26 protein-coding genes are annotated in these 23898 nt (G+C 43.3%); 12 read left to right on the plus strand and 14 right to left on the minus strand.

Going from position 1 to position 23898, the window contains the following annotated elements:
* Nucleotides 1-151 precede the first annotated feature (151 nt).
* The 4 genes from AC0WRU_RS24340 (at nucleotide 152) to AC0WRU_RS24355 (ending at nucleotide 2751) form a co-directional block, all read left to right on the plus strand.
* Entirely contained in the window at nucleotides 152-697 is a 546-nt protein-coding gene (locus tag AC0WRU_RS24340; protein WP_476126645.1) for a glutathione peroxidase, read from the plus strand.
* Nucleotides 698-830: 133 nt separating this feature from the next.
* The gene (locus AC0WRU_RS24345; RefSeq protein WP_476126646.1) at nucleotides 831-1409 is read left to right on the plus strand and encodes a TetR/AcrR family transcriptional regulator; all 579 of its coding nucleotides are present in this window, start codon (nucleotides 831-833) and stop codon (nucleotides 1407-1409) included.
* 28 nt (nucleotides 1410-1437) lie between these two features.
* Nucleotides 1438-2178: an SDR family oxidoreductase gene (locus AC0WRU_RS24350; RefSeq protein WP_476126647.1), complete on the plus strand. Its 741-nt coding sequence runs from the start codon at nucleotides 1438-1440 to the stop codon at nucleotides 2176-2178.
* Between the two features lie 36 nt (nucleotides 2179-2214).
* Complete coding sequence (locus tag AC0WRU_RS24355; RefSeq protein ID WP_025686212.1) at nucleotides 2215-2751, plus strand: Crp/Fnr family transcriptional regulator; 537 nt, start codon at nucleotides 2215-2217, stop codon at nucleotides 2749-2751.
* Here the strand turns inward: AC0WRU_RS24355 and AC0WRU_RS24360 are convergent.
* The 8 genes from AC0WRU_RS24360 to AC0WRU_RS24395 form a co-directional block, all read right to left on the minus strand.
* Nucleotides 2684-3208 (minus strand): DinB family protein, encoded by a 525-nt coding sequence (locus tag AC0WRU_RS24360; protein WP_476126648.1) that lies wholly within the window; start codon nucleotides 3206-3208, stop codon nucleotides 2684-2686. The genes AC0WRU_RS24355 and AC0WRU_RS24360 overlap by 68 nt on opposite strands.
* A 66-nt stretch (nucleotides 3209-3274) precedes the next feature.
* The gene (locus AC0WRU_RS24365) at nucleotides 3275-4219 is read right to left on the minus strand and encodes a helix-turn-helix transcriptional regulator (protein WP_476126649.1); all 945 of its coding nucleotides are present in this window, start codon (nucleotides 4217-4219) and stop codon (nucleotides 3275-3277) included.
* A 110-nt stretch (nucleotides 4220-4329) separates the two neighbouring features.
* On the minus strand, nucleotides 4330-4686 hold the full coding sequence (locus tag AC0WRU_RS24370; protein WP_476126650.1) for a nucleotide excision repair endonuclease: 357 nt from the start codon (nucleotides 4684-4686) through the stop codon (nucleotides 4330-4332).
* A gap of 158 nt (nucleotides 4687-4844) precedes the next feature.
* Nucleotides 4845-5585 (minus strand): YheC/YheD family protein, encoded by a 741-nt coding sequence (locus AC0WRU_RS24375; protein ID WP_476126651.1) that lies wholly within the window; start codon nucleotides 5583-5585, stop codon nucleotides 4845-4847.
* 16 nt (nucleotides 5586-5601) lie between these two features.
* Nucleotides 5602-6714: a 2-aminoethylphosphonate aminotransferase gene (locus tag AC0WRU_RS24380; RefSeq protein ID WP_476126652.1), complete on the minus strand. Its 1113-nt coding sequence runs from the start codon at nucleotides 6712-6714 to the stop codon at nucleotides 5602-5604.
* On the minus strand, nucleotides 6711-7871 hold the full coding sequence (aepY, locus tag AC0WRU_RS24385; protein ID WP_476126653.1) for a phosphonopyruvate decarboxylase: 1161 nt from the start codon (nucleotides 7869-7871) through the stop codon (nucleotides 6711-6713). Before aepY ends, AC0WRU_RS24380 begins: the two co-directional genes overlap by 4 nt.
* On the minus strand, nucleotides 7871-8770 hold the full coding sequence (gene aepX, locus AC0WRU_RS24390; protein WP_476126654.1) for a phosphoenolpyruvate mutase: 900 nt from the start codon (nucleotides 8768-8770) through the stop codon (nucleotides 7871-7873). The genes aepY and aepX overlap by 1 nt, the downstream gene beginning before the upstream one ends.
* Before the next feature lie 42 nt (nucleotides 8771-8812).
* Nucleotides 8813-9541, minus strand: a complete 729-nt coding sequence (locus AC0WRU_RS24395) for a YheC/YheD family protein (RefSeq protein WP_476126655.1) — start codon at nucleotides 9539-9541, stop codon at nucleotides 8813-8815.
* A 398-nt stretch (nucleotides 9542-9939) separates the two neighbouring features.
* Between AC0WRU_RS24395 and AC0WRU_RS24400 the strand changes: the two genes are divergently transcribed.
* Nucleotides 9940-10263 (plus strand): hypothetical protein, encoded by a 324-nt coding sequence (locus AC0WRU_RS24400; RefSeq protein ID WP_476126656.1) that lies wholly within the window; start codon nucleotides 9940-9942, stop codon nucleotides 10261-10263.
* A gap of 168 nt (nucleotides 10264-10431) precedes the next feature.
* Nucleotides 10432-11055: an acetate uptake transporter gene (locus AC0WRU_RS24405; RefSeq protein WP_134911856.1), complete on the plus strand. Its 624-nt coding sequence runs from the start codon at nucleotides 10432-10434 to the stop codon at nucleotides 11053-11055.
* Nucleotides 11056-11135: 80 nt separating this feature from the next.
* Here AC0WRU_RS24405 and AC0WRU_RS24410 read toward each other — a convergent pair whose 3' ends face one another.
* A complete protein-coding gene (locus AC0WRU_RS24410) occupies nucleotides 11136-12122 on the minus strand; it encodes an aldo/keto reductase (protein ID WP_476126657.1) in 987 nt (328 codons plus the stop codon).
* A 289-nt stretch (nucleotides 12123-12411) separates the two neighbouring features.
* On the opposite strand from AC0WRU_RS24410, the gene AC0WRU_RS24415 reads away from it, so the two are divergent.
* Nucleotides 12412-13950, plus strand: coding sequence for an FAD-dependent oxidoreductase (locus AC0WRU_RS24415; protein WP_476126658.1), 1539 nt, complete (start codon nucleotides 12412-12414; stop codon nucleotides 13948-13950).
* 146 nt (nucleotides 13951-14096) lie between these two features.
* On the opposite strand, the gene AC0WRU_RS24420 is transcribed toward AC0WRU_RS24415, so the two are convergent.
* Nucleotides 14097-14726, minus strand: a complete 630-nt coding sequence (locus tag AC0WRU_RS24420; RefSeq protein ID WP_476128712.1) for a YfbR-like 5'-deoxynucleotidase — start codon at nucleotides 14724-14726, stop codon at nucleotides 14097-14099.
* 168 nt (nucleotides 14727-14894) lie between these two features.
* Here AC0WRU_RS24420 and AC0WRU_RS24425 point away from each other — a divergent pair, with 168 nt between their 5' ends.
* From AC0WRU_RS24425 to AC0WRU_RS24440, 4 genes are all read left to right on the plus strand, one after another.
* Complete coding sequence (locus AC0WRU_RS24425) at nucleotides 14895-15590, plus strand: response regulator (RefSeq protein WP_476126659.1); 696 nt, start codon at nucleotides 14895-14897, stop codon at nucleotides 15588-15590.
* Entirely contained in the window at nucleotides 15583-16587 is a 1005-nt protein-coding gene (locus AC0WRU_RS24430) for a sensor histidine kinase (RefSeq protein WP_476126660.1), read from the plus strand. Before AC0WRU_RS24425 ends, AC0WRU_RS24430 begins: the two co-directional genes overlap by 8 nt.
* A 102-nt stretch (nucleotides 16588-16689) precedes the next feature.
* Nucleotides 16690-17451 (plus strand): ABC transporter ATP-binding protein, encoded by a 762-nt coding sequence (locus AC0WRU_RS24435; protein WP_476126661.1) that lies wholly within the window; start codon nucleotides 16690-16692, stop codon nucleotides 17449-17451.
* Nucleotides 17441-19381 (plus strand): FtsX-like permease family protein, encoded by a 1941-nt coding sequence (locus tag AC0WRU_RS24440; protein WP_476126662.1) that lies wholly within the window; start codon nucleotides 17441-17443, stop codon nucleotides 19379-19381. The genes AC0WRU_RS24435 and AC0WRU_RS24440 overlap by 11 nt, the downstream gene beginning before the upstream one ends.
* Nucleotides 19382-19698: 317 nt before the next feature.
* On the opposite strand, the gene AC0WRU_RS24445 is transcribed toward AC0WRU_RS24440, so the two are convergent.
* The 4 genes from AC0WRU_RS24445 to AC0WRU_RS24460 form a co-directional block, all read right to left on the minus strand.
* On the minus strand, nucleotides 19699-19812 hold the full coding sequence (locus AC0WRU_RS24445; RefSeq protein ID WP_222822241.1) for a putative holin-like toxin: 114 nt from the start codon (nucleotides 19810-19812) through the stop codon (nucleotides 19699-19701).
* Between the two features lie 156 nt (nucleotides 19813-19968).
* Nucleotides 19969-20928 (minus strand): radical SAM protein, encoded by a 960-nt coding sequence (locus AC0WRU_RS24450; RefSeq protein ID WP_476126663.1) that lies wholly within the window; start codon nucleotides 20926-20928, stop codon nucleotides 19969-19971.
* 116 nt (nucleotides 20929-21044) lie between these two features.
* The gene (locus AC0WRU_RS24455) at nucleotides 21045-22253 is read right to left on the minus strand and encodes a spr1629 family repressor/antitoxin (protein ID WP_476126664.1); all 1209 of its coding nucleotides are present in this window, start codon (nucleotides 22251-22253) and stop codon (nucleotides 21045-21047) included.
* Between the two features lie 39 nt (nucleotides 22254-22292).
* Nucleotides 22293-23036, minus strand: coding sequence for a spr1630 family ClpXP-sensitive toxin (locus tag AC0WRU_RS24460; RefSeq protein WP_476126665.1), 744 nt, complete (start codon nucleotides 23034-23036; stop codon nucleotides 22293-22295).
* 278 nt (nucleotides 23037-23314) lie between these two features.
* On the opposite strand from AC0WRU_RS24460, the gene AC0WRU_RS24465 reads away from it, so the two are divergent.
* Nucleotides 23315-23878: an NAD(P)H-dependent oxidoreductase gene (locus AC0WRU_RS24465; protein WP_476126666.1), complete on the plus strand. Its 564-nt coding sequence runs from the start codon at nucleotides 23315-23317 to the stop codon at nucleotides 23876-23878.
* Nucleotides 23879-23898 lie beyond the last annotated feature (20 nt).

Genomic DNA, 23898 nt, shown 5'->3' on the forward strand with positions numbered 1-23898 from the left:
CCTTCTTTGATTCAAGATAGAGATGCGCAAAGTGTTCATTACACGGCGTAATTATTGCATATACCTATAAGTTCGATTTCAATTATATATTAGACCAATAGCAACTTTGGATATATGATATATTAAAAATACCGTGAGGGGGAACGTTAACATGTCCATTTATGATTTTCAAGCAACCTCAATTTACGGAGAACCGATTGAATTCTCAACGTATAGAGGAAAAGTTCTCCTCATCGTAAACACAGCCAGCAAATGTAGCTTTTCCCGTCAATTCGCTGATCTGCAGAAGCTCTACGAAAGACGGAGGGAACAAGGTTTTGAAATCCTTGCGTTTCCTTGTAACCAATTCAATGAAAAAGAGCCGGGTAGCCATTCGGAGGTTCAGGAATTCTGCCAAATTAACCATGGAGTAACATTCCCGCTATTTGAGAAAACGGATGTAAGGGGCCCATCTCCTCATCCTTTATTTCAATATCTGACCCAACAAGCACCGTTTCAAGGCTTCGATACCCAGACCAAGGACGGTCAATGGATGGAGGATTTCCTGCGGGATAAGTATCCGGAAATATACGCTGGCGACGGTATCAAGTGGAATTTTTCTAAATTCTTGGTCGATCGCGATGGCCATGTAAAAGGAAGGTTTGAAGTAACAACGGAGCCCTGTGCCATTGATCCTGTCATCGAATCGCTATTGTAGTTTTTCCGTTCACTTCTTTGGATTATTTCAGAAAAGAGAATCAAATGACAAAAACAAATATTTGTCATTTGATTCTCTTTGTGTTATCCTGACTTCAAGGAGGTGACTCACACGGCAACTTGACCGTGTCTCTATGGAAAAATCCTCAGATATTTTAACCAAGGAACAGATTCTCATCGCTACAGAAGACACACTTAGACGTTTTGGTGTAGCCAAAACCTCCGTGACCGATGTTGCCAAAGTATTGGGAGTAAGTCATGGCACCATTTACCGACACTTTAAAAGTAAAGCCGAGCTTCTTGAAGGCGTGACCGAAAAATGGCTGAATGATAAGATTATCGCTCCATTAACGGAGGTATGTCAGGATTCATCCCTGCTGGGAGCGCCGCGTTTAAAACGATATATACAGACCTTGGTCGAACTCAAGCAGTATTATGCCCGCGATGACGAGGAAATGTTCGAGATGTATACCCGGGTCACCGAGCAAGCCGCTGATTTAATCGACCAGCATATCGCCCACATTGTGAATCAGCTCGCTGACATCATTGCACACGGGGACATCACGTCGGATCAGCCAGCCCAACTGGCGCGTACCCTTTTCTATGCCACAGCCCGTTTTCATCATCCTGCTCATGCTTACGAATGGAAGAGTCCTGCGATTGATCAGGAGTTTTCGGATGTGTGGATGCTTTTAGAAAATGGAATCTCTTAAAAAATTATAGAAAGAGGGTTAAATACCTATGAAACATTTGGACGGGAAAATAGCGATTATCACCGGTTCCTCCAGAGGAATTGGACGTGCTATTGCCGAGCAACTGGCTGATCTGGGTGCTAATGTAGTCATCAATTATGCCAGCAGTCCGGACAAAGCCAAAGAAGTCGTGGAGGGCATTATTCAAAAAGGCGGAAAAGCCATAGCGCTCCACGCTGATCTGGGCAAGATGAGTGATATTGAAGCATTATTTACAAATACGATTGCTGAATTCGGCAAAGTGGATATTCTGGTTAACAACGCTGGGCTGATGATCACCAAACCTCTGGCTGAGGTGACCGAAGCTGATTTTGACAAACAATTCGCACTGAATGTAAAAGGGACTTTCTTTGCCTGTCAGCAAGCGATGAAATATATGGAAAACTACGGAAGAATCGTGAACCTGTCTACGTCCGTCCTCGGACAAATGTTTCCGACCTATAGCGTATACGCGGGTACGAAAGGCGCGGTGGAGCAATTTACCCGCCAGCTTGCGAAAGAATTCGGGAGTAAACAAATTACGATCAACGCCGTGGCTCCCGGTCCCGTGAACACCGAGCTTTTTCAAGCAGGAAAAACCGAGCAACAGATCGAAGGCATGAAAACAATGAATGCGATGGGTCGTCTCGGTGAACCGGAAGATATCGCTGATGTGATTGAGTTCCTGGTCAGCGCCAAATCACAGTGGGTTACCGGACAGACAATTCGCGTCAACGGCGGATTCATTTAAAAGCTGGAATACATGAAATGGAGGCTGTTCACGCTCATGATATTACACAAAGGCGAGACCCTGTTTCGGCAGGGGGAATCCGGCCCTCTATATCACTTAAAGAGCGGCCTGTTAAAAATTATCCGAGTCCATGAAGATGGCTCGCAAATTTTAGTTAATGTGATTGTGCCCGATGAAATCATCCCGCACCACTCCCTGATCAGTCCCAATCCTTATTATGGTACAGCGGTGGCGCTGGTAACCTCTGAGGTTGAAGTTCTGTCGCAAAAGGAATGGTATCTGGTACTGGAGCAAGACCCGTCTCAATGTCGGGCTATCGCTTTGCAGCTACAGGATAAATTACGCATGATGCAGCAACGAATTGACCAGCTCACCGAGGTGTCACCTGCCGAGAAGCTTCGGAAGCTTCAACGCTGGTTCCACTCCTACATCGCACCCGCAACGTTAACGGACGTGCTGACGCAGGAGGAAATCGGCCAGTTCATCGGGCTGCGCCGGGAGACGATTAATCGGCTATTGCGTGCTTCAAGCGCTCCTTCTGCAAAAGATGATGGCGATAATGCATCTCGATGAGCGTAAACCACTCTCCAGCATTCAACGCGCCGAAACTGGGATGAGAAACGGTAGACTTCCCTGTTGTTTTCCCAACGATCGGCTCAAGCTCTCTCATTTTGCGGATTACCGCGTTCAATCCCTCTACAATTTCTTCTTTGCCAGTCGGTTGCGGGGGAGTGTATTGTGGGGATGGCGGGACCTGGATACGCACGGGCGGAAAGCCTCCCAGATCAAAAATGGCCGTTCCTGCCTCCGTTTTAGCCCCTATCTCTCCATCTGGCTTTAGACAAAGATCAATGTTCTTAAGATGCATATAAAGAGCCGAATTCACCAAATGAAGGTACATTTGTCCAAGTGACCATTCGCCCTCCTGTGGCTTGTACTGCAATTGCTCCAAGCTAAAGCTGTCCAATTCAAGAAGATAGTGTTGTACCGTTTCTTCAAAACGCTGCAATGTTTCGGTTGTTGTATTCATATATTAGTAACTGCCCCTCTCCTTCAAGTAGCTTTACTATACAAAAATGCTACTGACAGCATTATGTCAGTAGCATTTCAACATTTTTTCGGCTTCTGCACGTACCCGGTCCCGGAGAGATTCAGGCTCCAGCACGACCACATCCGCGCCCCATCCAAGTATCCATTGCAGTAATTCCTCCGGCTGTCTAACGCGGAAGAGTACATGCAATCCATCTACACGCTCCTCTATGGCCTCCATGTAAAAATTGTTCGCTTCCTTCACTTTATCTGCGATATCTGAACGGGCTAGTACGCGAACACTTACATGACGGTCATCGGTTTGCTTGTAATTCTGCAAATTAAAATCGACAGGCAACTGAAACCTGTCCTCCAGCACGATAAGCTCGTCCATACGTGACAAACGGAAATGGCGGAACTGCTGCCGCAATTCGCACTGCCCAATCAAAACCCACGAACCACGAATCAGTACAAGACCATAGGGGGCGACCACACGCACACTTTGACGATTCCCGTCAGACTCTGGCATTCTTTTGGAGTAGCCGAACCGTACCTTCCGTTTTTCCAAAATAGCGAGACGCAGCGTTTCCAAATAGGTTTTCTCTCTACGGCTTGCCCCTTCACCCACCGCGAGCAGTCTGATGGTCGTACGCACCCGGGAAACTTCCTTGCGAACACTCTCCGGTAAAATAGCTTCAATCTTTCTGCGAGAAGCCTGCGCCTTGATGCCGTAATCTGTATCAAATTTTTGTTCGACAAAATCTGTCCCGATTAGCAACGCCACGGCTTCTTCCACGCTAAAGCTCACCGGGGGCAAAAAATATCCCTCCATCAGGGAATATCCAATGCCGGGTGCGCCTACAATCGGTACACCCGATTCGCTTAGTGCCTGAATATCCCGATAGATGGTTCTCACACTCGTTTCGAATATGGCCGCCAAATCCTCGGCTCGTAAAATATCCTTACGCTGCAACTCTAGCAAGATGGCTAGCAGGCGGTCTGTTTTGTTCATACCATGGCACCCTCTCTGGAAGGATCTACATACACTAATATAAAAGAGCAATAAGGACAGTGCAATCACTGCGACTTATTGCTCTTTTTTTCATACGGAGATTACTTTCATTACTTGAAAAACACTTTTTCGACGTTATATTTAGCCTTTTGTGAATTGATGATGTAGGTTTCATAGATTTCTCGCTCTACCGCATCTTCTACAATACAAACTTCAATAATCGCCACTTCGTTCCGCTTGTCCTTCATCGGCGATACGGTGTCTTCAAAATGCTTTTTGATTCTTTGTCTCAGCTTTCTTGCTTTACCAACGAACAACAATTCCTTCTGTGCGTTGTAAAACATAAAAATACCGCTCTTATCTCTGGGAATCAGGTGGAAATCTGTAAATCCGTAAATATGGCTCAGTTCAGGGTTAACCTGTTTGGTAATCGTGATGTCCGGGGTTGGAATCGTTATGTTTATCACTATGTCACTTCCTCGTTTTATATAAGTGTAAATATTATCACAAATCCCGATGTAACACCATTCAATAATCCTTGCCCCATGACTAAAATGCCCGACTTAGAAAATAGTATGAAAAAAAGATGACCCTGATGAATACAGAGCCACCTTTTCATTTTCTGTCAACCGTTTTTGTAATCCGTAATGCGGTAATACATCGTTTTATCCTTCAGCTTACGGAAATGAGACCTTGCCGGATAAAGATTAGCTTCAATAATCCCGATACGTCCTTTCCGGTCTATTCCAATGTCCAGTCCATATATACGGTGTCCCGGAAAAAAGGCGCTTAATCTCTTCGCGGAACGGATGGAAACACGATTAATATGGGACTCTAATGCACTGGCAGACAGGTGCCGAACGGAAGATTGTTTAATACCGGATTTAAAGCTGAGCAATGTCCCTTTACTCCGTGTATTATTGGAAACAATATAGCCTTTGCCTGCAACTTTGATAACCTTTCCTGTGACTACCCATACAGATGAGTGGATTCTCCGTTGAATGATGACTCTCATATCAAAAGGGCGTTTGTGGATGGTCGGACGAGTAATTCTGCGTTGAACCATATAACTGGCGTTCCCGATTTTTCTTCTAATATAATGATACGTATTGGTTCTGCCCCGTACTAAAACTTGTTTATTCTCGTAATGTACGATGTACTTATGGTTTCCTAACCAGGAGACCTGAAAGATCCCCCGTCCACGACTCCCCCACACCGGTTTCACGATAACATGCCCGTACTTGGAGAGAAGTTTCGAAAAATTATACCTCTTCAGGAGCTTCGTTTCGGGGACGTAAGACCTCAGAGACGCATGTCTTCTCAATAACAAATATTTGTACCACTTATCTTTTGCTGCTGATGCCATGGGGACTCCACCTTTCTCATCCGCATTTTATGCTACTGAGATAGCGTTCAAGCCATTCCAAAAATAACTCCATTTCCTTATACGTGATATCACCTATATTGGCAATCCGGAACGTATTTAGTTTCTCAAGCTTGCCGGGATAAATCATAATACCTTTGCTGTAAAAATAATCATGCATAGATTGAAAATCATAACCTGCACAATGAGGTTCAAGAATGGAGGTAATGATTTTGGAATGATGCTCTTCGGGAATGATATAGCTTAGACCTAACCGGGCTAACCCGTTAATTAAGGTTTTCCAGGATGTCGCGTATCTTTCGTACCTTTTATCCACCCCCTCTTGCTTTAATTCCTCAATCGCTTGTTTAAGCGCATATAAGGTTTGGACTGGAGGAGTAAACCGCATCTGCCCATGTTCCACAAAATAGCGGTATTGAGCATACAAATTCAAATAATAGCTTCTTGGTTTCTGGCCTTTCAAATTCTCCAATTTGCTTTTGTCGGCTATCACAAACGAAACCCCGGCCATTCCCTGTAAGTTTTTGTTGGAGCTTGCCGCCAGGTAGGCAATGTTCATTTCCTTCAATTGAATTGGAATGGCCGCAAATGAGCTTATGGCATCCACAATCATGTCGATTTGATACCTTTTGCACAATTCTCCGATATCCTTTATCTTGTTAAGCAGGCCCGTTGTCGTCTCGTGATGTACGACGGCCAGATGGGAGACGGTGCGTTCGGAGGATTGGATATATCTTTCTAATTCAGCCAAATCAATAGCATCATCGGGAGGACTTTTGAATTCAAAATAGTCCACTCCATAAACCTTCGCTATCTCGCACATCCGTTTTCCATAGGCTCCATTGCTGACAATGACCACTGCATCGTGATTCGGGACCGAACTGATGATGGATTCCACCGCTGCAGTACCCGATCCGCCAAACAATATGGTCGCATAATGATCCGGGTCTGCAACCAGCCGGGTAAGCTCTGTAGAAATATATTCCATGATTTGGCCAAATTCGGCTTCACGAGGACAAATATCCGGAACCACCTGTGACCATTTCACACTTTCTGTCGTCGTTGCCGGACCAGGGGTAAGCAAAATGTTTTTCTTGACGGAAGAACTCATGAACCACCCACTTCCTTGCCCTTCAAAGGATCGTTATGAATGAAACGCTCCAGACGTTCTTTTACTTCGTGAGGCTTCATATGCGGACGAGCAAGCTGATTCTTGGAATCTTTGGATATTTTTAGGCACAAAAATGTAAGTTTTTTATTTAATTTCCATTCTTGTAAAAAGGCTTTCAGTTCCTCGAGACTGTGAACAAGAATCGACTTTGTATACCCGCAGGAAGCAGCAATATCTATAAAATCAATATTATGAGATACCGTACTTTGCCCGCCTGTTGATTCATGGGCGTTATTATCGAGCAGAATATGAACCATATTGGCTGGATGGTAGTAACCGTTGGTTGCCAGGCTCCCCATACGCATCAACAGAGATCCGTCTCCGTCAATCACGACGATATTTTTGCTTGATTGGCTCAGAGCCAACCCCAGTCCAAAAGAACCGATGCATCCCATAGAACCTACCATGTACAAGTTGTTATCTGCATCTTCAATTTCATAAAGTTCGCGCCCGGTTTTACCAGTTGTTGCGAGCTGTACGGTATTACTGTCTTTCATAGAGTTAATCGCAGTTAATGCATCATACCGCGTAGGCATTTGGTGGTCCCCATGACCATGCTGCCGGATCTGATTTAAATGAATGGAGGTTTGCTGTTTTTGTAATGGTTCTTTGTCAAAAGTCTCTTTCTTAACGACAAAAAAGAACGGGCGATATCGGGCAATTTGCTCATTAGCCTGGATCAGCTGATTTTTGGCCTCCTCTAAATCCTTGGAGAGATACTGCCATTCCACATCCATCAAATCCAGCATTTGCGTTGTAATCTGGCCCATCAGTTCATGCTGAGGCTCGTCATGTATCCCCGGTTCTCCACGCAGGCTGACAAATCCAAGCAGCGGAATACGAAAAGGGTAAGTAAGGGATGTCAATGGCGAAACAGCGTTGGTCAGCCCTGAATTTTGCATAAGGACTACCGACTTCTTCCCCCCTATATAAGCTCCGGATGCAATGGCGACCGCATCCCCTTCGTTAGCCGCTGCAACATAATCGCATTCGTTTATGGCATAATTGATCAAGCTTTTCAAGAAGGAGCATGGAACACCGCTGAAAAAGGTAAATCCTAGTTTTTTCAGCTCTTCTCCTAACAATTTCGTGTCCATTATACGCGCCCACCCGAATCCGGTTCTGACGATGGAAGGTATTTCCGTTCCGCAGCTTGCAGCTCTTCGACCCCTTGAAGGCGGAATACTTCTTCGATTGTTGCGACGTCCTTTTCGATATGAACAAGACTTTCATCCCGATAAATTCGGTCAGATAATTGTTTCATTGCTTGAATGGATGCTCTCAAATTATGGTTTGCCCAAATCACGAGGCTAATCCCCATCTCCTGAAACCTGACGGTTGGAGTCGTATAGTATTTGGTAGGCACGATCACTATCGGCAATCTTCCGGCCCATTCCTTCATGAACGCTTCAATCTCTGTGACATCCGATCTTTTGCTGTGTATAAATACGGCATCGGCTCCTGCCTTCCGGTACGCCTCCGCCCGCTGCAGTGCCACCTTAAGCCCTTTCCCGGCAATAAACGCCTCTACTCTGGCCACCACCGTAAAATCCGTGTCCGTTTGCGTATCTTTCATCGCTTTAATTTTCCCGGAAAACTCTTCGATATCAGCCAAAGTCTGCCCTTGACCGTTAATGAAAGAATTCATTTTAGGGAACCGCTTATCTTCGATGCATACCCCCGCAATATGACGCTGCTCCAGTTTCTTCACCAGCCGCCTTGCATTATTGAAGTTGCCGTACCCCGTATCTCCATCCAGTAAAATCGGGATGGAGGTAGCGTCACTCATGAATTCCAAAACATCCAATACTTGCGTCCAGGAGGCCTCATTGTTGTCCCTTACTCCCATCGCTGCAGAGATGGATAACCCGCTGGCCCAAATTCCTTTAAACCCCGCCTCCTCCACAATTTTGGCCGACAGACCATTATGGGCTTCCATGATAAACTCTGGTTTTTGGGAATTGACCAAGTCTCTAAGCTGCTTTGTTTTTTTCATTGAAACTAACTCCTTCTCCCTTAAAAATAACGTGCATGGAATCTACTTTCGTATAAGACTCTTGTTTCTCATGATCGTGTTGATCATAGTAGGATCGGGAATTTGAGTAAATAACATATGTCCGGGGTGTGAATTAGCCTCGATAATCCAAATACGACCTTTTTTATCTATGGCAATATCGACCCCCAATTCGCGAACCGGATGCCGTTCATTGATCGTTTTGGCAATGATGACGGATAGTTTGGAGATTTTACGAAAATAGGCATCCGCTTTCGTGCGGTTGTGCTTAAAAAGGCTGAAAAGCACTCGATGCAAAGATACTGCATGCCCTCCTTTAAGATAATTGGTAACATATTTATGAGGTGCCGCGACACGGGCGGCCACGCCGGAAATAACCCATTTCCCCTTTGGCTTCTGTAAGTATATCCTCGTGTCAAAAATCGACCCGTGGTACTTAGCTAACCGAAGTCCTTTCTGTACCAAATACCGGTGTCTGGGTTTCCGGTATGACTTAATTGCTTTTAAGACAAAACGAGATCCAACAACCTTTCGACTTGAACCGCGACGAACCTCATATCCTTTTTTCAATCTCTTGACCCGGACGATCCCGCTGCCACCACTCCCGTGATTAGGTTTTATGAAGACCGATGAATAGGTATTCAGCATCCGCGAGGTCCTTGAATCCGTAAACCAGTGGGTTTCAGGTAAATGCGGACGCAAAACGGGCTGTTGCAGCATTTCTTTATGCTTTTTCATTTTTCCAATGGGCACTTGTCATCCCTCTTATCTTTTTGGGTTTTTGCGCATACAGTATGCATATGCATCCAGATCCCCTTCTGCGTGGGCCGCTACCTCTGCTACAAACCAAGATTCATGTCACACAACGGCATGTCCCAGCTTGTTATAAATACGAAAACCCCTAGGTGACAACCTTTCGGCCAGGCTCGGGGTTCGGACCACAGAAAATAGGCTGTCGCCAAATCACAAAAGCTCCGCGACCGGGAAGGTAGCGGAGCTTTTATTTCCAGTAAGACGCTAGTGATGCAGCCTGCTCTCGTGCCAGGTGGTATATGCCTCACGGCTGCTTGGCTAATTATCGGTTCCGCCGGTCAAGCTGAAAACAAAATTTTAAAATGTCTAGTATCTTTAATCGGAAGGCCAGGCTCAGCTTGTTGCTGGTAGCCGTCATTGCTCTCGTTATTCAAGGTTCTATAGGAGGAACCGGTATTATTATAGATGTGGCCGTCTCGCACTTCACCCTGGATCGAGTAGAGATTCGTGACACGACCATCGGAGCGTTGCTTCGCAGAACCAGAGATTCAGAGATTACCAACAGCCGATTTGACCGGAATAACGGACATGCTATTGCTACCGGACACGAAAGCTTTCCAGCAGGTGAATTCTGCAACGTAAATATTACGAACAACCAGATTACCAACTCGGGTGGAGGCAGTGGGATCAATCTGACGGTATGCTGGCATTCGTATCCCTAATAACGGTGCCACAATACCGTAACCAATAATGTGAATACAGGCAACCGTAATCGGTAGTAGAATTATGTACTATGCTAGTTCCTCTGTTTCCGTTACAATATGTCAGTGTGATTCTGGCATCGGCAGATTGGCGCGTACTTGAACATTATTGGAGGCTTCTATTTTTTCATGCAAAACGAATCTCATTCTAACGTAAAAATCGTAACGGCCGATCCGAGCGCGATCGGTCTGTTTGGCTTGGCTATTGTAACGCTTGTGGCTTCATCCCAAAAGCTCGGTCTCACTGAAGGCTTGAGCTTCATCATCCCTTGGGCAATCTTCCTTGGTGCCTTTGCACAGCTGTTTGCCTGCATTCAGGATGCAAAGCATAATAACACCTTTGGCATGACGGCATTCGGCGCTTACGCTTTCTTCTGGTTAGCCGTAGCTAGTAGCTGGATGATTAAAATGGGCGTATTCGGCCCTGAGCTGGCTTCTGCTGTAGACGGTAAACAGCTCGGTTTTGCCTTTGCGGGCTATCTCATCTTCACGCTATTCATGACCATTGGAGCGATGGAGACGCATAAGGTTCTGTTTTTTATCTTTGTATTGATTGATTTTCTGTTCCTCGGTCTTAGCTTCGATGCATTCGGTGTTGCTCCTGAGGTATTCCATACCATCGCGGCTTATGCTGAAATGGGAATTGGTCTGCTCTCGCTGTACGGTACAGGAGCCGCCGTTCTGAATGCTCACTTCGGCCGTACGTTCCTGCCTGTAGGACGTCCCTTCGGCATTTTCAAACCACGCCCTTAGCTGTATATGTAAGCCCGCAAAGCCGCCTTTCGCGCCGATCCGCGTTGAGGACGGCTTTTTGGGTTATGACGTTGTTGGTACTATTCTGCTTGCCAATTTGGCATCCGCTCTGCCGGATAACGAAGGCCCGCTGCCATCCCTACAGGAATGATCCCATTAATAGCTTCCATCTCCTGCGCGGATAAAGTGATATCGACTGCCCCTGCATTTTCCTCCAAATACTTCACCCGTTTGGTGCCTGGAATCGGAACAATCCCCTCTTGCGCAAGCAGCCAAGCCAAGGCCAGTTGAGAAGGCTTGATCCCTTTTTGAGCAGCAAGGTCCTTAACATGCTGCACAAGATCCAGATTTTTCTGGAAGTTCTCCGGCTGAAAACGCGGCATTAAGCGACGAAAATCGTCTTCTGCAAAATCATCAAACTTCTGGATTTCCCCGCTCAAAAAGCCGCGTCCCAGCGGGCTATAAGCTACGAATTCGATACCCAGCTCCTTACACGTCGGAATAACCTCATCTTCCGCTTCCCGGCTCCATAAGGAATATTCCGTTTGCAGGGCTGTAATCGGGTGTACCTTGTGAGCACGTCGAATGAGCGCAGGAGAAGCTTCGGATAGTCCCAGATAGCGGACTTTTCCTGCCTGAACCAAGTCACTCATCGCGCCCACCGTTTCTTCGATAGGTACATTCGGATCGACACGGTGCTGGTAGTACAAATCAATCACATCTACACCCAGTCTTTGCAGGCTGCGATCACACGCTTCCTTCACATATTCAGGACGGCCGTTTACACCCAGAAATGCACCATCTTCTCCGCGCATAATCGAAAATTTGGTAGCCAATACAACCTCATCACGGTGGTTCCGCAAAACTTGACTGATCAGTTTTTCATTTTCCCCCACACCGTAGGTATCGGCAGTATCCCAGAAGTTTATTCCTAGCTCCAGCGCACGATGAAGCGTTTTGATCGACTCCTGATCATCCAGCTCACCATAATATTCGGACATTCCCATGCAGCCCAGACCCAGTGCAGATACTTGAAGGTCGCTGTTACCCAGTTGTTTCTTTTTCATTGTCCATCACTCCTATATTGAAAGAATTTTGTCGTTCGCCTTTCTGGCCCCATCACGTTACATCCTTTATGTTACTACTTAAAGTTAACTTGAAGTCAAGCGTTGCCTCGTGACGCGCTCTATATCAAATTATTCAGGTGAATTTTTGATTTTCAGGAATGGGAAGCCAACGTTAAAAAAGCCTGGAAGGTACAGGCCAATTTATCATAATGAGAGTCGTTTAGTGAATATAGAAGCCTACAATGGAAATAATAGACATAAAGTGTAATCAAAGGGGTCGGTTGTAATAATGGATCAAAATGAATCTCATACAAAATTTCCGCAATTTCCGGAATCGTATTGGTTAGCTTCAACTGACATCCCCAGTTTTCCCAAGCTTAGTGGGGATATTCAGGTGGACGTTGCCATTGTCGGTGCTGGGATCACCGGTATTACCACTGCTTATTTACTTTCTAAAAAAGGACTAAACGTCGCGGTCGTCGACGCAGGGCGGATGCTTCATGGAACAACGGGCCATACTACCGCCAAAATTACTGCGCAGCATGATTTGATCTACGGCGAGTTTCTCTCACATTTTGGTAAGGAGAAAACCCGGCTCTATTACGAAGCCAACCACAACGCTCTTCAATTCATTAAACAAACGGTAGAGGAGTATAATATCGATTGTCAATTTACAGAAGAAGATGCCTACGTTTATACATGTGCAGATACGTATGTGGACAAGATCTCCACCGAGTATAAAGCCTACGAGGAACTTGGCATCCCGGGAAGTTATGTCGAACAAACGCCTCTGCCGTTTTCAACTAAAGCAGCTATTATGATGAAAAACCAGGCCCAGTTTAATCCGGTTCCTTTCTTAAGGTATTTGGTAAATCAAGTCATCCGTCAGGGCGGGAAAATTTATGAGCAAACCACCGTTGTAGGTGTGGAAAAAGGAAACCCTGCCATCATTAAAACAAACGATGGAAATAAAATTACCTGCAACCATGTCGTGTCCTCCTCGCATTTTCCATTCAATGATCCAAACGGTCTTTATTTTGCACGATTGCATGCCGAGCGTTCTTATGTACTAGCCGTCAAGACCGACAGAATCTATCCGGGTGGTATGTATCTAAGTGCTGAGTCCCCGAAACGTTCGCTTCGCTCGGTACTGGTAAACGGAGAACCGATGATCATCGTCGGTGGGGAAGGCCACAAAACGGGCCAAGGAATTTGCACCTTCCAGTACTATGAAGCTTTAGAAAAGTTCGCAGAGCAAACATTTGGATTAAAGGAAATCATGTATCGTTGGTCGGCCCAAGACTTGTATACGTTAGACAAGCTCCCCTATATCGGGCAGGAGCTATCCAGCGTCCCTAACATCCTCGTTGCTACGGGTTATAGAAAATGGGGAATGACCACAAGTGTCGCGGCAGCTTTATTAAATACGAATCTGATAACCAGAAAGGATAGCCCGTACCAGGATCTTTTCTCCCCTTCAAGGTTTCATGTGGACCCTGACATTAAAACATTCGTGACACAAAATGCGAATGTGGCTAAACACTTGATTGCTGGAAAGTTGGAGATGATCCACAAAAAAGCCGAAGAACTACAGCACGACGAAGGGGCGGTCATCCAGGTGAATGGAAAAAGGGCGGGCGCTTATCGAGACCTACAAGGAGCATTGCACCTAGTCGACACAACTTGCACCCATATGGGCTGCGAAGTCGGGTGGAACGAGGCGGAAAGAACATGGGATTGCCCGTGCCATGGCTCTCGCTTTTCCTATCAAGGGGAAGTAATCGAAGGACCGGCCAAAAAATCGCTTGGCAAGGTTGAATTCGAATAGCACCATCAACCCAAGAGAGCAATAAGAACAGTTCAATCACTGTCCCTTGTTGCTCTTTTTTTCGTAATTGCATTGCAAGCAGAAATAGACATCATTATGTATGAACAGAAGCGCTTCTGTAGCTTCTGGACGGTGAGGTAATTCATTTACAGAGCCAAGGCTTCTTCCGTAATCTTTTTAATATCAATGGATGAAGGCGTTTCTTCCTTTACCATATCCGGCAGGATATTTTCCAAAAAATAATCCACGCATTTTAATTGAATGTTTTTAATTTTCACAAGCGCATTACGATACATGACTATAAATTCTTTTTCGGTATTTCCCCGCTGTAGTTCGGCAAACGCTTCATACACCTGATCCATCTTGTCAGCAACTTCAAGGATTAAGCCTTCTACTGAATTGTCTTTACCTTCCCGGAGCTGTTTGCGGAAAATGGCTTTAAAATCCTCCGGAATATTCTCTTCGATAAAATACTCAATCATACCTTCTTCGACCTGCTGGATTAATAACCGGAGCTCCTTGGAGGAATGCTTAACAGGTGTTTTAATGTCTCCAATAAAAATCTCCCCGTAATCGTGACTGCTTGTGATCTCGTAAAGCTTTTTCCAGTCAATGCTAACCCCGTTTCTCTCTTCAATATCAGCCAGTGTTTTGGCGTATTGTACCACTTTCCAGGAATGAGCCGATACGCTGTGTTCCTCAAATTTAAACTTGCCCGGACAACGTATGATTCTTTCCAGCTCATTTAGCGACCGAAAATACGTGTGAATTCCCATCATTGCATCCATCCTTTAAAATTTATGAGATAGTAAATATAAACCCAACTATAAACCTCAACTATTAACAGCAGATTATCGCAGTATAAAGTGGAGACTCACACATATAGCACATAAACCAATTTTGCTATACACTTTAAATAAAAAAAGTAAAAAGTGGTGAAATCGTTGTTCAAAATCTTGCTAATTGAAGATGATCAGACTTTGTTCCATGAAATTAAGGACAGGTTAACTCAATGGGCCTATGATGTGTATGGCATCCAGGACTTTAGTAAAGTCATTCAGGAGTTCACAACGATAAAGCCTGATCTGGTCGTGATTGATATTCAATTGCCCAAATTTGATGGGTTTCATTGGTGTCGAATGATTCGATCCCACTCTAACGTCCCTATCATTTTCTTATCATCGCGTGATCACCCTACGGATATGGTGATGTCGATGCAGCTTGGAGCAGATGATTTTATTCAAAAACCGTTTCATTTTGATGTACTCATTGCCAAATTACAGGCGACACTTCGCCGCGTATACAATTACAATACAGAACCCGTCTCTCTCAAAACATGGTGTGGAGCCACGGTCGATTACGAAAAGAATGTAGTTGCCAATGAGACTGGCTCCATCGAATTAACCAAGAACGAAATTTATATTTTAAAGCTGCTGATTGAGCAAAAAAACAAAATTGTCCCCCGGGAGGAATTAATTAAAAGCCTATGGGATGATGAACGTTTTGTCAGCGACAATACCCTGACCGTCAACTTGAATCGCCTGCGAAAAAAACTGGATGAGCTGGATTTGGGCCGTTTCATTGAAACGAGGGTGGGGCAAGGCTACATGGCCATAGAAGAGGCACATGCCTATGATTAAAAAATATCTTATGGAAAGGCGAAGCTGGATTCTACTTTTTGTATGTCAGCAATTCCTTATCCTGCTCATCGCTTATGTGGATGCAGCAATCCCGTTGATGCCGATCCTTTATATTGTCTTCTTATCTATGATGATTTTCTTGGTTTTCTTAATCGTTCGCTATCCTAAGGAAACCAAATTCTATACAGCACTGGAAGAATGGGAAAGCCCTCTCGAATTAACGGGTATAGGTGAACCCGAGAGTCCGTTTGAGCAAATCATTGAACAAAAAATCACTGACCAGATCGAACGGTTACAACAGATCATCTCGCAAAACCAATTAACACTTGAACACGAAAAAGATGAACTATTATCCTGGATTCATGAGGTAAAAACACCTTTGACCGCCATGCATTTGATGATTGAGCGATTGGACGACAAATCACTAAAGGCTCAGTTAACCTATGAATGGCTACGAATTCACTTACTGCTGGACCAGCAGCTCCATCACAAACGCATATCTTTTATTGAAAATGATTTGTATGTCGAGCAAGTGGATTTAAAATCTCTGGTTTTTAAAGAGATCAAAGCACTACAGTCATGGTGCATCCAAAAAGGGATCGGTTTTGACATCCAATTGGAGCACATGGAAGTGCTGAGTGATGCCAAATGGCTGGCTTTTATCATCAGACAGCTCTTAACCAATGCCATCAAATATAGCGATGCCAGTGATATTATCATTCACAGCTATGAACAAAAGGAGCGAATACAGCTTGAGGTCCAAGACTTTGGGCGCGGTATTGATCCGAAGGATATACCCCGTATTTTCGAGAAAGGTTTTACCTCCACAACCCAACATTCTGATCATACTTCAACGGGCATGGGATTATATTTAACGAAAAAGGCAGCACATTCCTTGCTCATACATATAGATGTGCACTCCAAACCGAATGTGGGTACAACCTTCACTTTAATTTTCCCCAAACGAAATGATTTCGTGAGCATGGTGAGCATGTGACAGAGATGTCACATGCTTTTATGTATTGTTCGCCCAATCAAAGGAAAAACATCGGCTCTATTTTTATAATAAGGCTACAAGAACAATAAGGAGTGCATCGAAGTGAATATTTTAGAAGCTCATAAAATTCATAAAAGCTACGGTAACAAGTTAAATATGCAGGAGGTATTAAAGGGAATTGATATCCTCATTGAAGAAGGCGAATTTGTCAGTATTATGGGAGCCTCTGGTTCAGGTAAAACCACACTGCTGAATGTCCTTTCCTCCATTGATCACGTGAGCCACGGGTCCATTAAAATCAATGACATCGAAATGACGAAAATGAAGGAAAAGCAACTGGCTGAATTCCGCAAAAAGCATTTAGGGTTTATTTTTCAAGAGTATAATCTGCTGGATACGCTAACCGTGAAGGAGAACATTCTCTTACCCTTATCCATCACCAAAACGCCTAAAAAAGAGGCCAACCGAAGATTTCAGGAAGTGGCTACAGAACTGGGAATTTATGAGTTGAAAGATAAGTACCCCAATGAAATCTCGGGTGGACAGAAACAGCGTACATCTGCGGCCAGAGCGTTTATTCATGAGCCCAGTATTATTTTTGCCGATGAACCTACGGGTGCGCTGGATTCCAAATCCGCTTCCGATTTGTTAAACAAGCTGGGCCAGCTAAACCAGAAGCGCAAGGCAACCATTATTATGGTCACGCACGACCCCGTCGCTGCCAGCCATTGCAGTCGGGTCATTTTTATTAAGGATGGGCAAATGTATACGCAGCTTCATAAAGGCGGGCAGGAAAGACAAAGCTTCTTCCAGGATATCATGAGAACCCAAGGGGTCTTAGGTGGGGTCCAATATGAACATTAATCAACTCATCCTGAAAAATTTGAAAAAAAACCTGAAAAATTATTACCTGTATGTCTTTGCTCTCATTTTCAGTGTTGCGCTCTATTTCGCTTTTGTCACGTTACAATATGATCCCTCCATGGACGAAGTGAAGGGTTCAGTTAAGGGCGCGGCTTCCATACGTACAGCATCCGTCCTGCTGGTCGCCATTGTCTGCATCTTCCTTTTGTATGCTAATAATATTTTCATAAAAAGACGCAGCAAAGAAATTGGCTTATTTCAATTAATCGGAATGACCAAAAATAAAATTTTTCGCATCCTGAGTGCTGAAAACTTAATTCTATACTTCAGTTCCCTGTTTATTGGAATCGGAGTTGGATTTTCCTTTTCCAAATTGGTGATCATGATTTTATTTAAGACGACGGGCGTCGAAGCCATTGCCACTCTATATTTCTCTAACCAAGCACTTATCCAAACACTCATCGTTTTTTGTATCATCTACCTGTTGATCATGCTCATGAATTATTCCTTTATCAAAAGACAGAGTATTTTGTCTTTGTTCAGAGTGACCTCAACCACCGAAGGGAAAATCAAGAAAATATCTATCTATGAGATGATCATCGGGATCATTGGAGTTTCATTCATCGCTGTAGGATACTATGTTTCTTCCAAATTGTTTGGTGGAGACTTTACATCCATGAATGAATTATTTATGGCTATGGTGTTTATTTTGGGCTCTGTCATCATCGGAACACTACTTTTTTATAAAGGATCTATCCGCTTTATTTCAAATATCATCAGAAAAAGTAAAGGCGGCTATTTAAACATCAATGAGGTGCTGTCTCTGTCATCCATTATGTTCCGAATGAAATCGAATGCTTTATTACTGACCATTATTACGACGGTATCGGCACTTGCCATCGGTTTACTCTCCTTAAGCTATATCGCCTATTATTCTGCGGATCAAGCAGCTGAGGACAATGTGCCTTCCCATTTTGCAATGACGAATGTACCGGATGCAGAGAAATTCACAACGTTACTTCATGAGCATGATATAAAGTATCGTGAAAAGAAAATTGAAGTCATTCAAGTCAGTGTGGACACAGCGCAAATCATGGAGACTCCTCTGGAAGGAATAAATATCGGTGCGAATTCCATGACACTGCCTGTCATAAGCGATCAATCTGTGGAGGGTACGGATGTATCTCCAGGTCAAGCAATTTTAACGGGCTATAATGATCTGTTACAGAAATTTATGTCCTTGAAAAACTTTGGTCCATTGGATTTGAAGGGAAAAAAAGAAGTCATACATCAACAATATTTGGGTCTAAAAAAGGAGTATGTTATTCCCTACTATTTTACAGCCGGGGGACTACCCACTGCCATTGTAGACGAAACCATATTTGAGCGGTTAAAGAAAGATGCTAATCCTGAGATTCAAAAGAAATCATCCTTATATATTGGAATTGATATGATTAATGCAGAACAAATTGAAGAAGCCAATCGTCTCTTTGCAGCTGCGAATTTTAATGATCAACAAACATCACGCCTTGAAATGAGCAGTAATCAGAAGAGAAACATGGGAGTGATCATGTTTGTTGTCGGCTTTTTAGGACTCACCTTTCTCATTACATCAGGCTGTATCCTTTACTTTAAGCAAATGGATGAGAGCGAAGACGAAAAAGCTAATTATACGGTGTTGAGAAAATTGGGGTTCACACAAGGTGATCTGCTTAGGGGCATTAAAATAAAACAACTTTTTAACTTCGGCATTCCATTAGTAATCGGCCTTTCACACAGCTATTTCGCCGTCCAATCCGGCTGGTTCTTATTTGGAACCGAAATTTGGATGCCTATGATCATCGTTATGGTACTATACACCGCCTTATATTCCATTTTCGGGATACTATCCATCCTGTATTATAAAAAGGTCATTAAAGCAGCATTATAATCGAGAAAAATCCAAAACTCACACGGGGGGTTGTTAAAGATATATACTTTATTTTTGCAACCCTGCTGATCCTTGTTGTATTTGTGTTCATCCTTTACTGGAACATCCTCGATCTATACTTAAGATAGTTACCTCCTTTCGCTTTTCCGCATTGTAAATGCTGATAAAACTGTGATAAAATACAGTTAAGAAGAACATAATTAAGAAAGAGCAAGGATGCGTTAACATCCCTGCTCTTTAGCAACAGCCGCTTTTAAGGGCGGTCGGCTATAGTTTAGATCAGTGAAGATAGACCGTTTACCTTGTCCGAGGGCGGTCTATTTCTTTTTGTTTTGGTTCAACGCAATAACAATCGTGACGATTAATCCGATTAACGCAATAATTAGCGTACCGAACATCATCATTAATGTCAGAGCATCTTTAACCTCCACAGGCATCACCTCCTTTGCAGGAGACTAGCCGACCGCCCATCTAAGCCATTCTGTTGTTAAGGAATATTATAACATATGGATATGTTATTAGTAAAAATTAAAACTCTCTTATGCTGTACAAGCCTCGCATACTCCGTTACTTACATCTTTCCTCTCTCAGCTTTCTACAGGGAAAAGTGCATCATAGGCAGGACAAGGCAGTTTGTCCAGAAACTCTTGAAGCGGCTTCGGTTTATGGGTGTAAATGTCTTTTAGAGAGGTTCCGTTGTAAATGTTGCCGATAACAACAGGATGGCACAGCTCACAGATCAGAATATCACCATTCCCGTGAAGATGAAGCTGTTTTTTACCATCAACACAGTTGGAAAAATATACGCCCGGCTGCTCCTTGAAGCCTAAAGCTTCTGCAAAACGATCCATACAGGTGAAATACAGCACGGTGTCGTCCTTTTTATGTGCGATTAAGTCATGAACGGAACGGACAAGTGCTTCCTTGGTGGAGATGGCGTTCCAGTTGGTATGATCCATCACAATGCTGTTTTGGATTTCATGGATGCGCACACCGAGTTCATATACCTTTTCACTAATAGCTGGCATATTGTTCTGCGTCTCCGCAAACAGCAACGTCTCCAGCACCGTTTCCAGCTTGGCTTCGGTACACAACCGGATATTTTGAACGATTTTCTCATACATGCGAGGGTGAACATGATAATATGCCGCATATTTTTCGGGGTCTGTGAAGTTGAAGGAGATATGGATATTGGAAAGTCCCGCGTCACGTAACCTCTCAATCCGTTCAGGGCTGAGCAAGCTGGCATTAGTGTTGAGTTGGGTAGCGATTCCCTTGCTCGAAGAGTGAGCCACAATGTCCAGACAATCCTGATACTTCAAGGTTACCTCTCCCCCGGACAGCCTCACGCGTTTTAAGGTGGGGATTCCATCGATGATGCGTATCACTTCTTTACTACTGATGCATTGTCCATCATTCCGCTGGTATGCGCAGCAATAATCGCATTTGAAATTACAATTGGAGGTGACCCCAACTTCCAGCCCCTCCAACTCGTAGATACCCGGCTTTTCCAGTTCAAGCGATTTATATTTATTCTCTGTAGTCACTTCCATGACCCTCCCAATCTCAGGCTTGTGTCTTGAATTCCCTTGAGATTATACAGAATGGGAGCGGTTTGGAGATATGACATTGGTATCGTCTGGCGGTAAAATCATAGTTATACTTACTTATTTTCATCAGAGAGACGTTTGGATATATCCGTGACATTTTGTAGGCCGAAATCCAGGCTTCTCGTCAAATACTTATTAAAAAAGTCAGAATCAATTCCTGTCATATGATAAAAGAAGGATATTTCCGTTTTCCAATCGTTCTCGACCATTTGACGAATGTCCACGAGTCCCTTTTTAGAAACAAGGTCGATAATGGTTTTGATCTTCATTGGTTTTTGAATCGGAATTAATTCATCGAGCGGTTCAATTTTCAAATAACCTTTTCGATGTAAAGCAGCATAGAAGTTCCGATGATCTTTTGGTTCAAGATTCCCCAAATGAGCTGCCCTGTATCCCAACACTTGCAGCGATGTCTTCCATTTCTTCTTCAAATCCAAGTAATTGTCTGGATTTGTGATATGGACAACATTTTTCATATCAAGTGCGAATTCGTCTTCTGGTAATAAGAATGCCCCAGCAAACATATTCGCTTCATTCTCAATAATTTTGTGTTCTTTTCGATTTAAATTAGTAAACTCAAGGCGATAATGAAGCAGTAAATGGCCCAATTCATGTGCTATATCGAAGTTCCTCCGAACGGCTGATCGTTTCATATTCCCTAATATGATATAAGGTCGATCGTTGCGAGTCCAGAGGCTGTAAGCATCAATGTCTTCACCCATTGCCTTCTCAAACACGAATACTCCACTTTTTTCGACCAGAAACATAAGGTCCTCGTTTGTACCTTGCGCTAGATCAAGTCTTTTTCGTGCCAAATGAGCGACTTTATTGATTTGAGTCGATCTATCGTCATCTGAATGGTTTAGATATTCGATAACTTCGTCCCTTAACCTAATGATTTTGAGGGTGGGGAGACTAACTTTGGCGGTGATATAGTTAATAAAAGCATCTAAGTATTCAACATGCTTCGCTTCTGCCTGCGTCTTCGAGATGACGTTCAAAACTTTTGAACGATAAGCGATATTCATTACGTTTACGTTGGCAGGTGTGATGTTCCGAGCAAGCATGTCTTTAGTGTAAAAGTATTTACTTTTCACGTTGAAAATCCGCTTTAACTCGTTCACGATTTGCATTTTAGGAGATGTATACGCGTTCTCGTACTGCCAGACTGCTTGTTCCGTAACACCTAACATTTCGGAGAGCTGTTTTCTCGAATATCCATGCATGATCCGTAGATTGGTCAAATTTTCACCAATGAACATGCTGCTCCCTCCTTATTTGACTAACACAATCTTGCTTGTCTAGTTGTGCTGCTCTTCTTCCAAGATCCCGATATCGAATGCTGCTGGATCCATAATATCTTCATTCATTTCTGGCGCAACTACTTCGCGCTCTTCTTCCGTTAAATCAGCTCCAGAGATAAAATTTGAGAGATCTTCTATCAGATAAGCAATGTTATTATTTGGATTAGGCAAATAATGCATTATTTCAGATATCTGATAGGCCTCATCAAGTGCATATGTGAGTATATGGAACTCATTATAGGACGTTTTGAAGCTTTCAAGCTCATCTTTTACCTGACTCTCTAAAATGAGAAAAGAAAGCTGTTCAGGTTCTTCCCCTGTTTTAGAGGATTGCTCAGTAGGGGAAAACACTAAATCTTTGTTGATTTTTGAAAGTTCATGAAGATAAGTACGACGTGGACCTTTCCTACCATAATTACTAGGTAGCTTCGCTTGTGAAAAGCATTTCTCATTGAAATAAGCGGCGTTCTTAATAAGAAAGAGAATTTTGGAGTCGCCATGGATAAATTGGAGATAGTCCCACGTTAATCCAGCCTTCGATTTCTTATATGTAAAACCGTGATCAACGCACTCTTCTGCGATCTTACTTTCGATAAAATTACCCTTGGTCCAGGCAAAAGCTGAACTAATCTTCATTTTTGCTTTTCGATCTTTACGATGCTCAATATAGTCGCGATATCCATCTACGATAGCATCAACAATCATTTTGTTCTGTTCGGATTTAAATTTGAATTGATCCATATCCACCGCTCCGATTCATAAGTATGAATAATACTTATATTTTAATCGAAATTCGGGCTTAAGAAAATGATTTTTTTTATTTTTTTTAAAGTTTGACTATATATTCTCACCCTGAGAAGAAAATGATATACAGCAAACCGTATCATAAATAGTGGTAATGCGAGGGTGGAAATAACACTAACCTTTATGTAAGTACCTGTACTAAAAGTGCATACTTACTTATTTGCAGTGCGTACTCTATACTCTAGAAGTAAATCATATTCAAGGAGGGCAAATCTTTGAAAACTCTCATTATCGTATCGCACCCAAACATAGAAAAATCCGTGATTAATAAGCGATGGGTAGAAGAACTCAAAAAACATCCTGAAAAGTATACTGTACACGAATTGTATAAAATTTACCCTGACGGAAACATTGATGTGGAAAAAGAACAGCAATTAATTGAATCACATCGTAATCTTGTTTTACAGTTCCCGGTCTATTGGTTTAATTGTCCGCCACTTCTTAAAAAGTGGCTTGACGATGTTTTTGCTTATGGTTGGGCATATGGCTCAAATGGAGGGGATAAATTAAAGAATCGTAAAGTCGGCTTAGCTGTATCTGCCGGAATCAAAAAAGAAGATTACAGCGAAGAGGGAAGATACCGCTATACGCTTGAACATTTATTATCTCCTTTTGAAACTACACTGCTATACTGCAATGCGGATTATCGTTCGTTTTTTGCGTTTTATGGTATAGAAAGCGAACCTGGTGAAAATGAGCCTGGCAAAGAAAATGAGCTGGTTACACGCCATTTGGAAAATAGCGCGAAAGATTATTTGAATTTTATGGACAACCTGTAATAAGTAGATTTATTAAAGTT

Source organism: Paenibacillus sp. 1-8 (assembly GCF_056316205.1).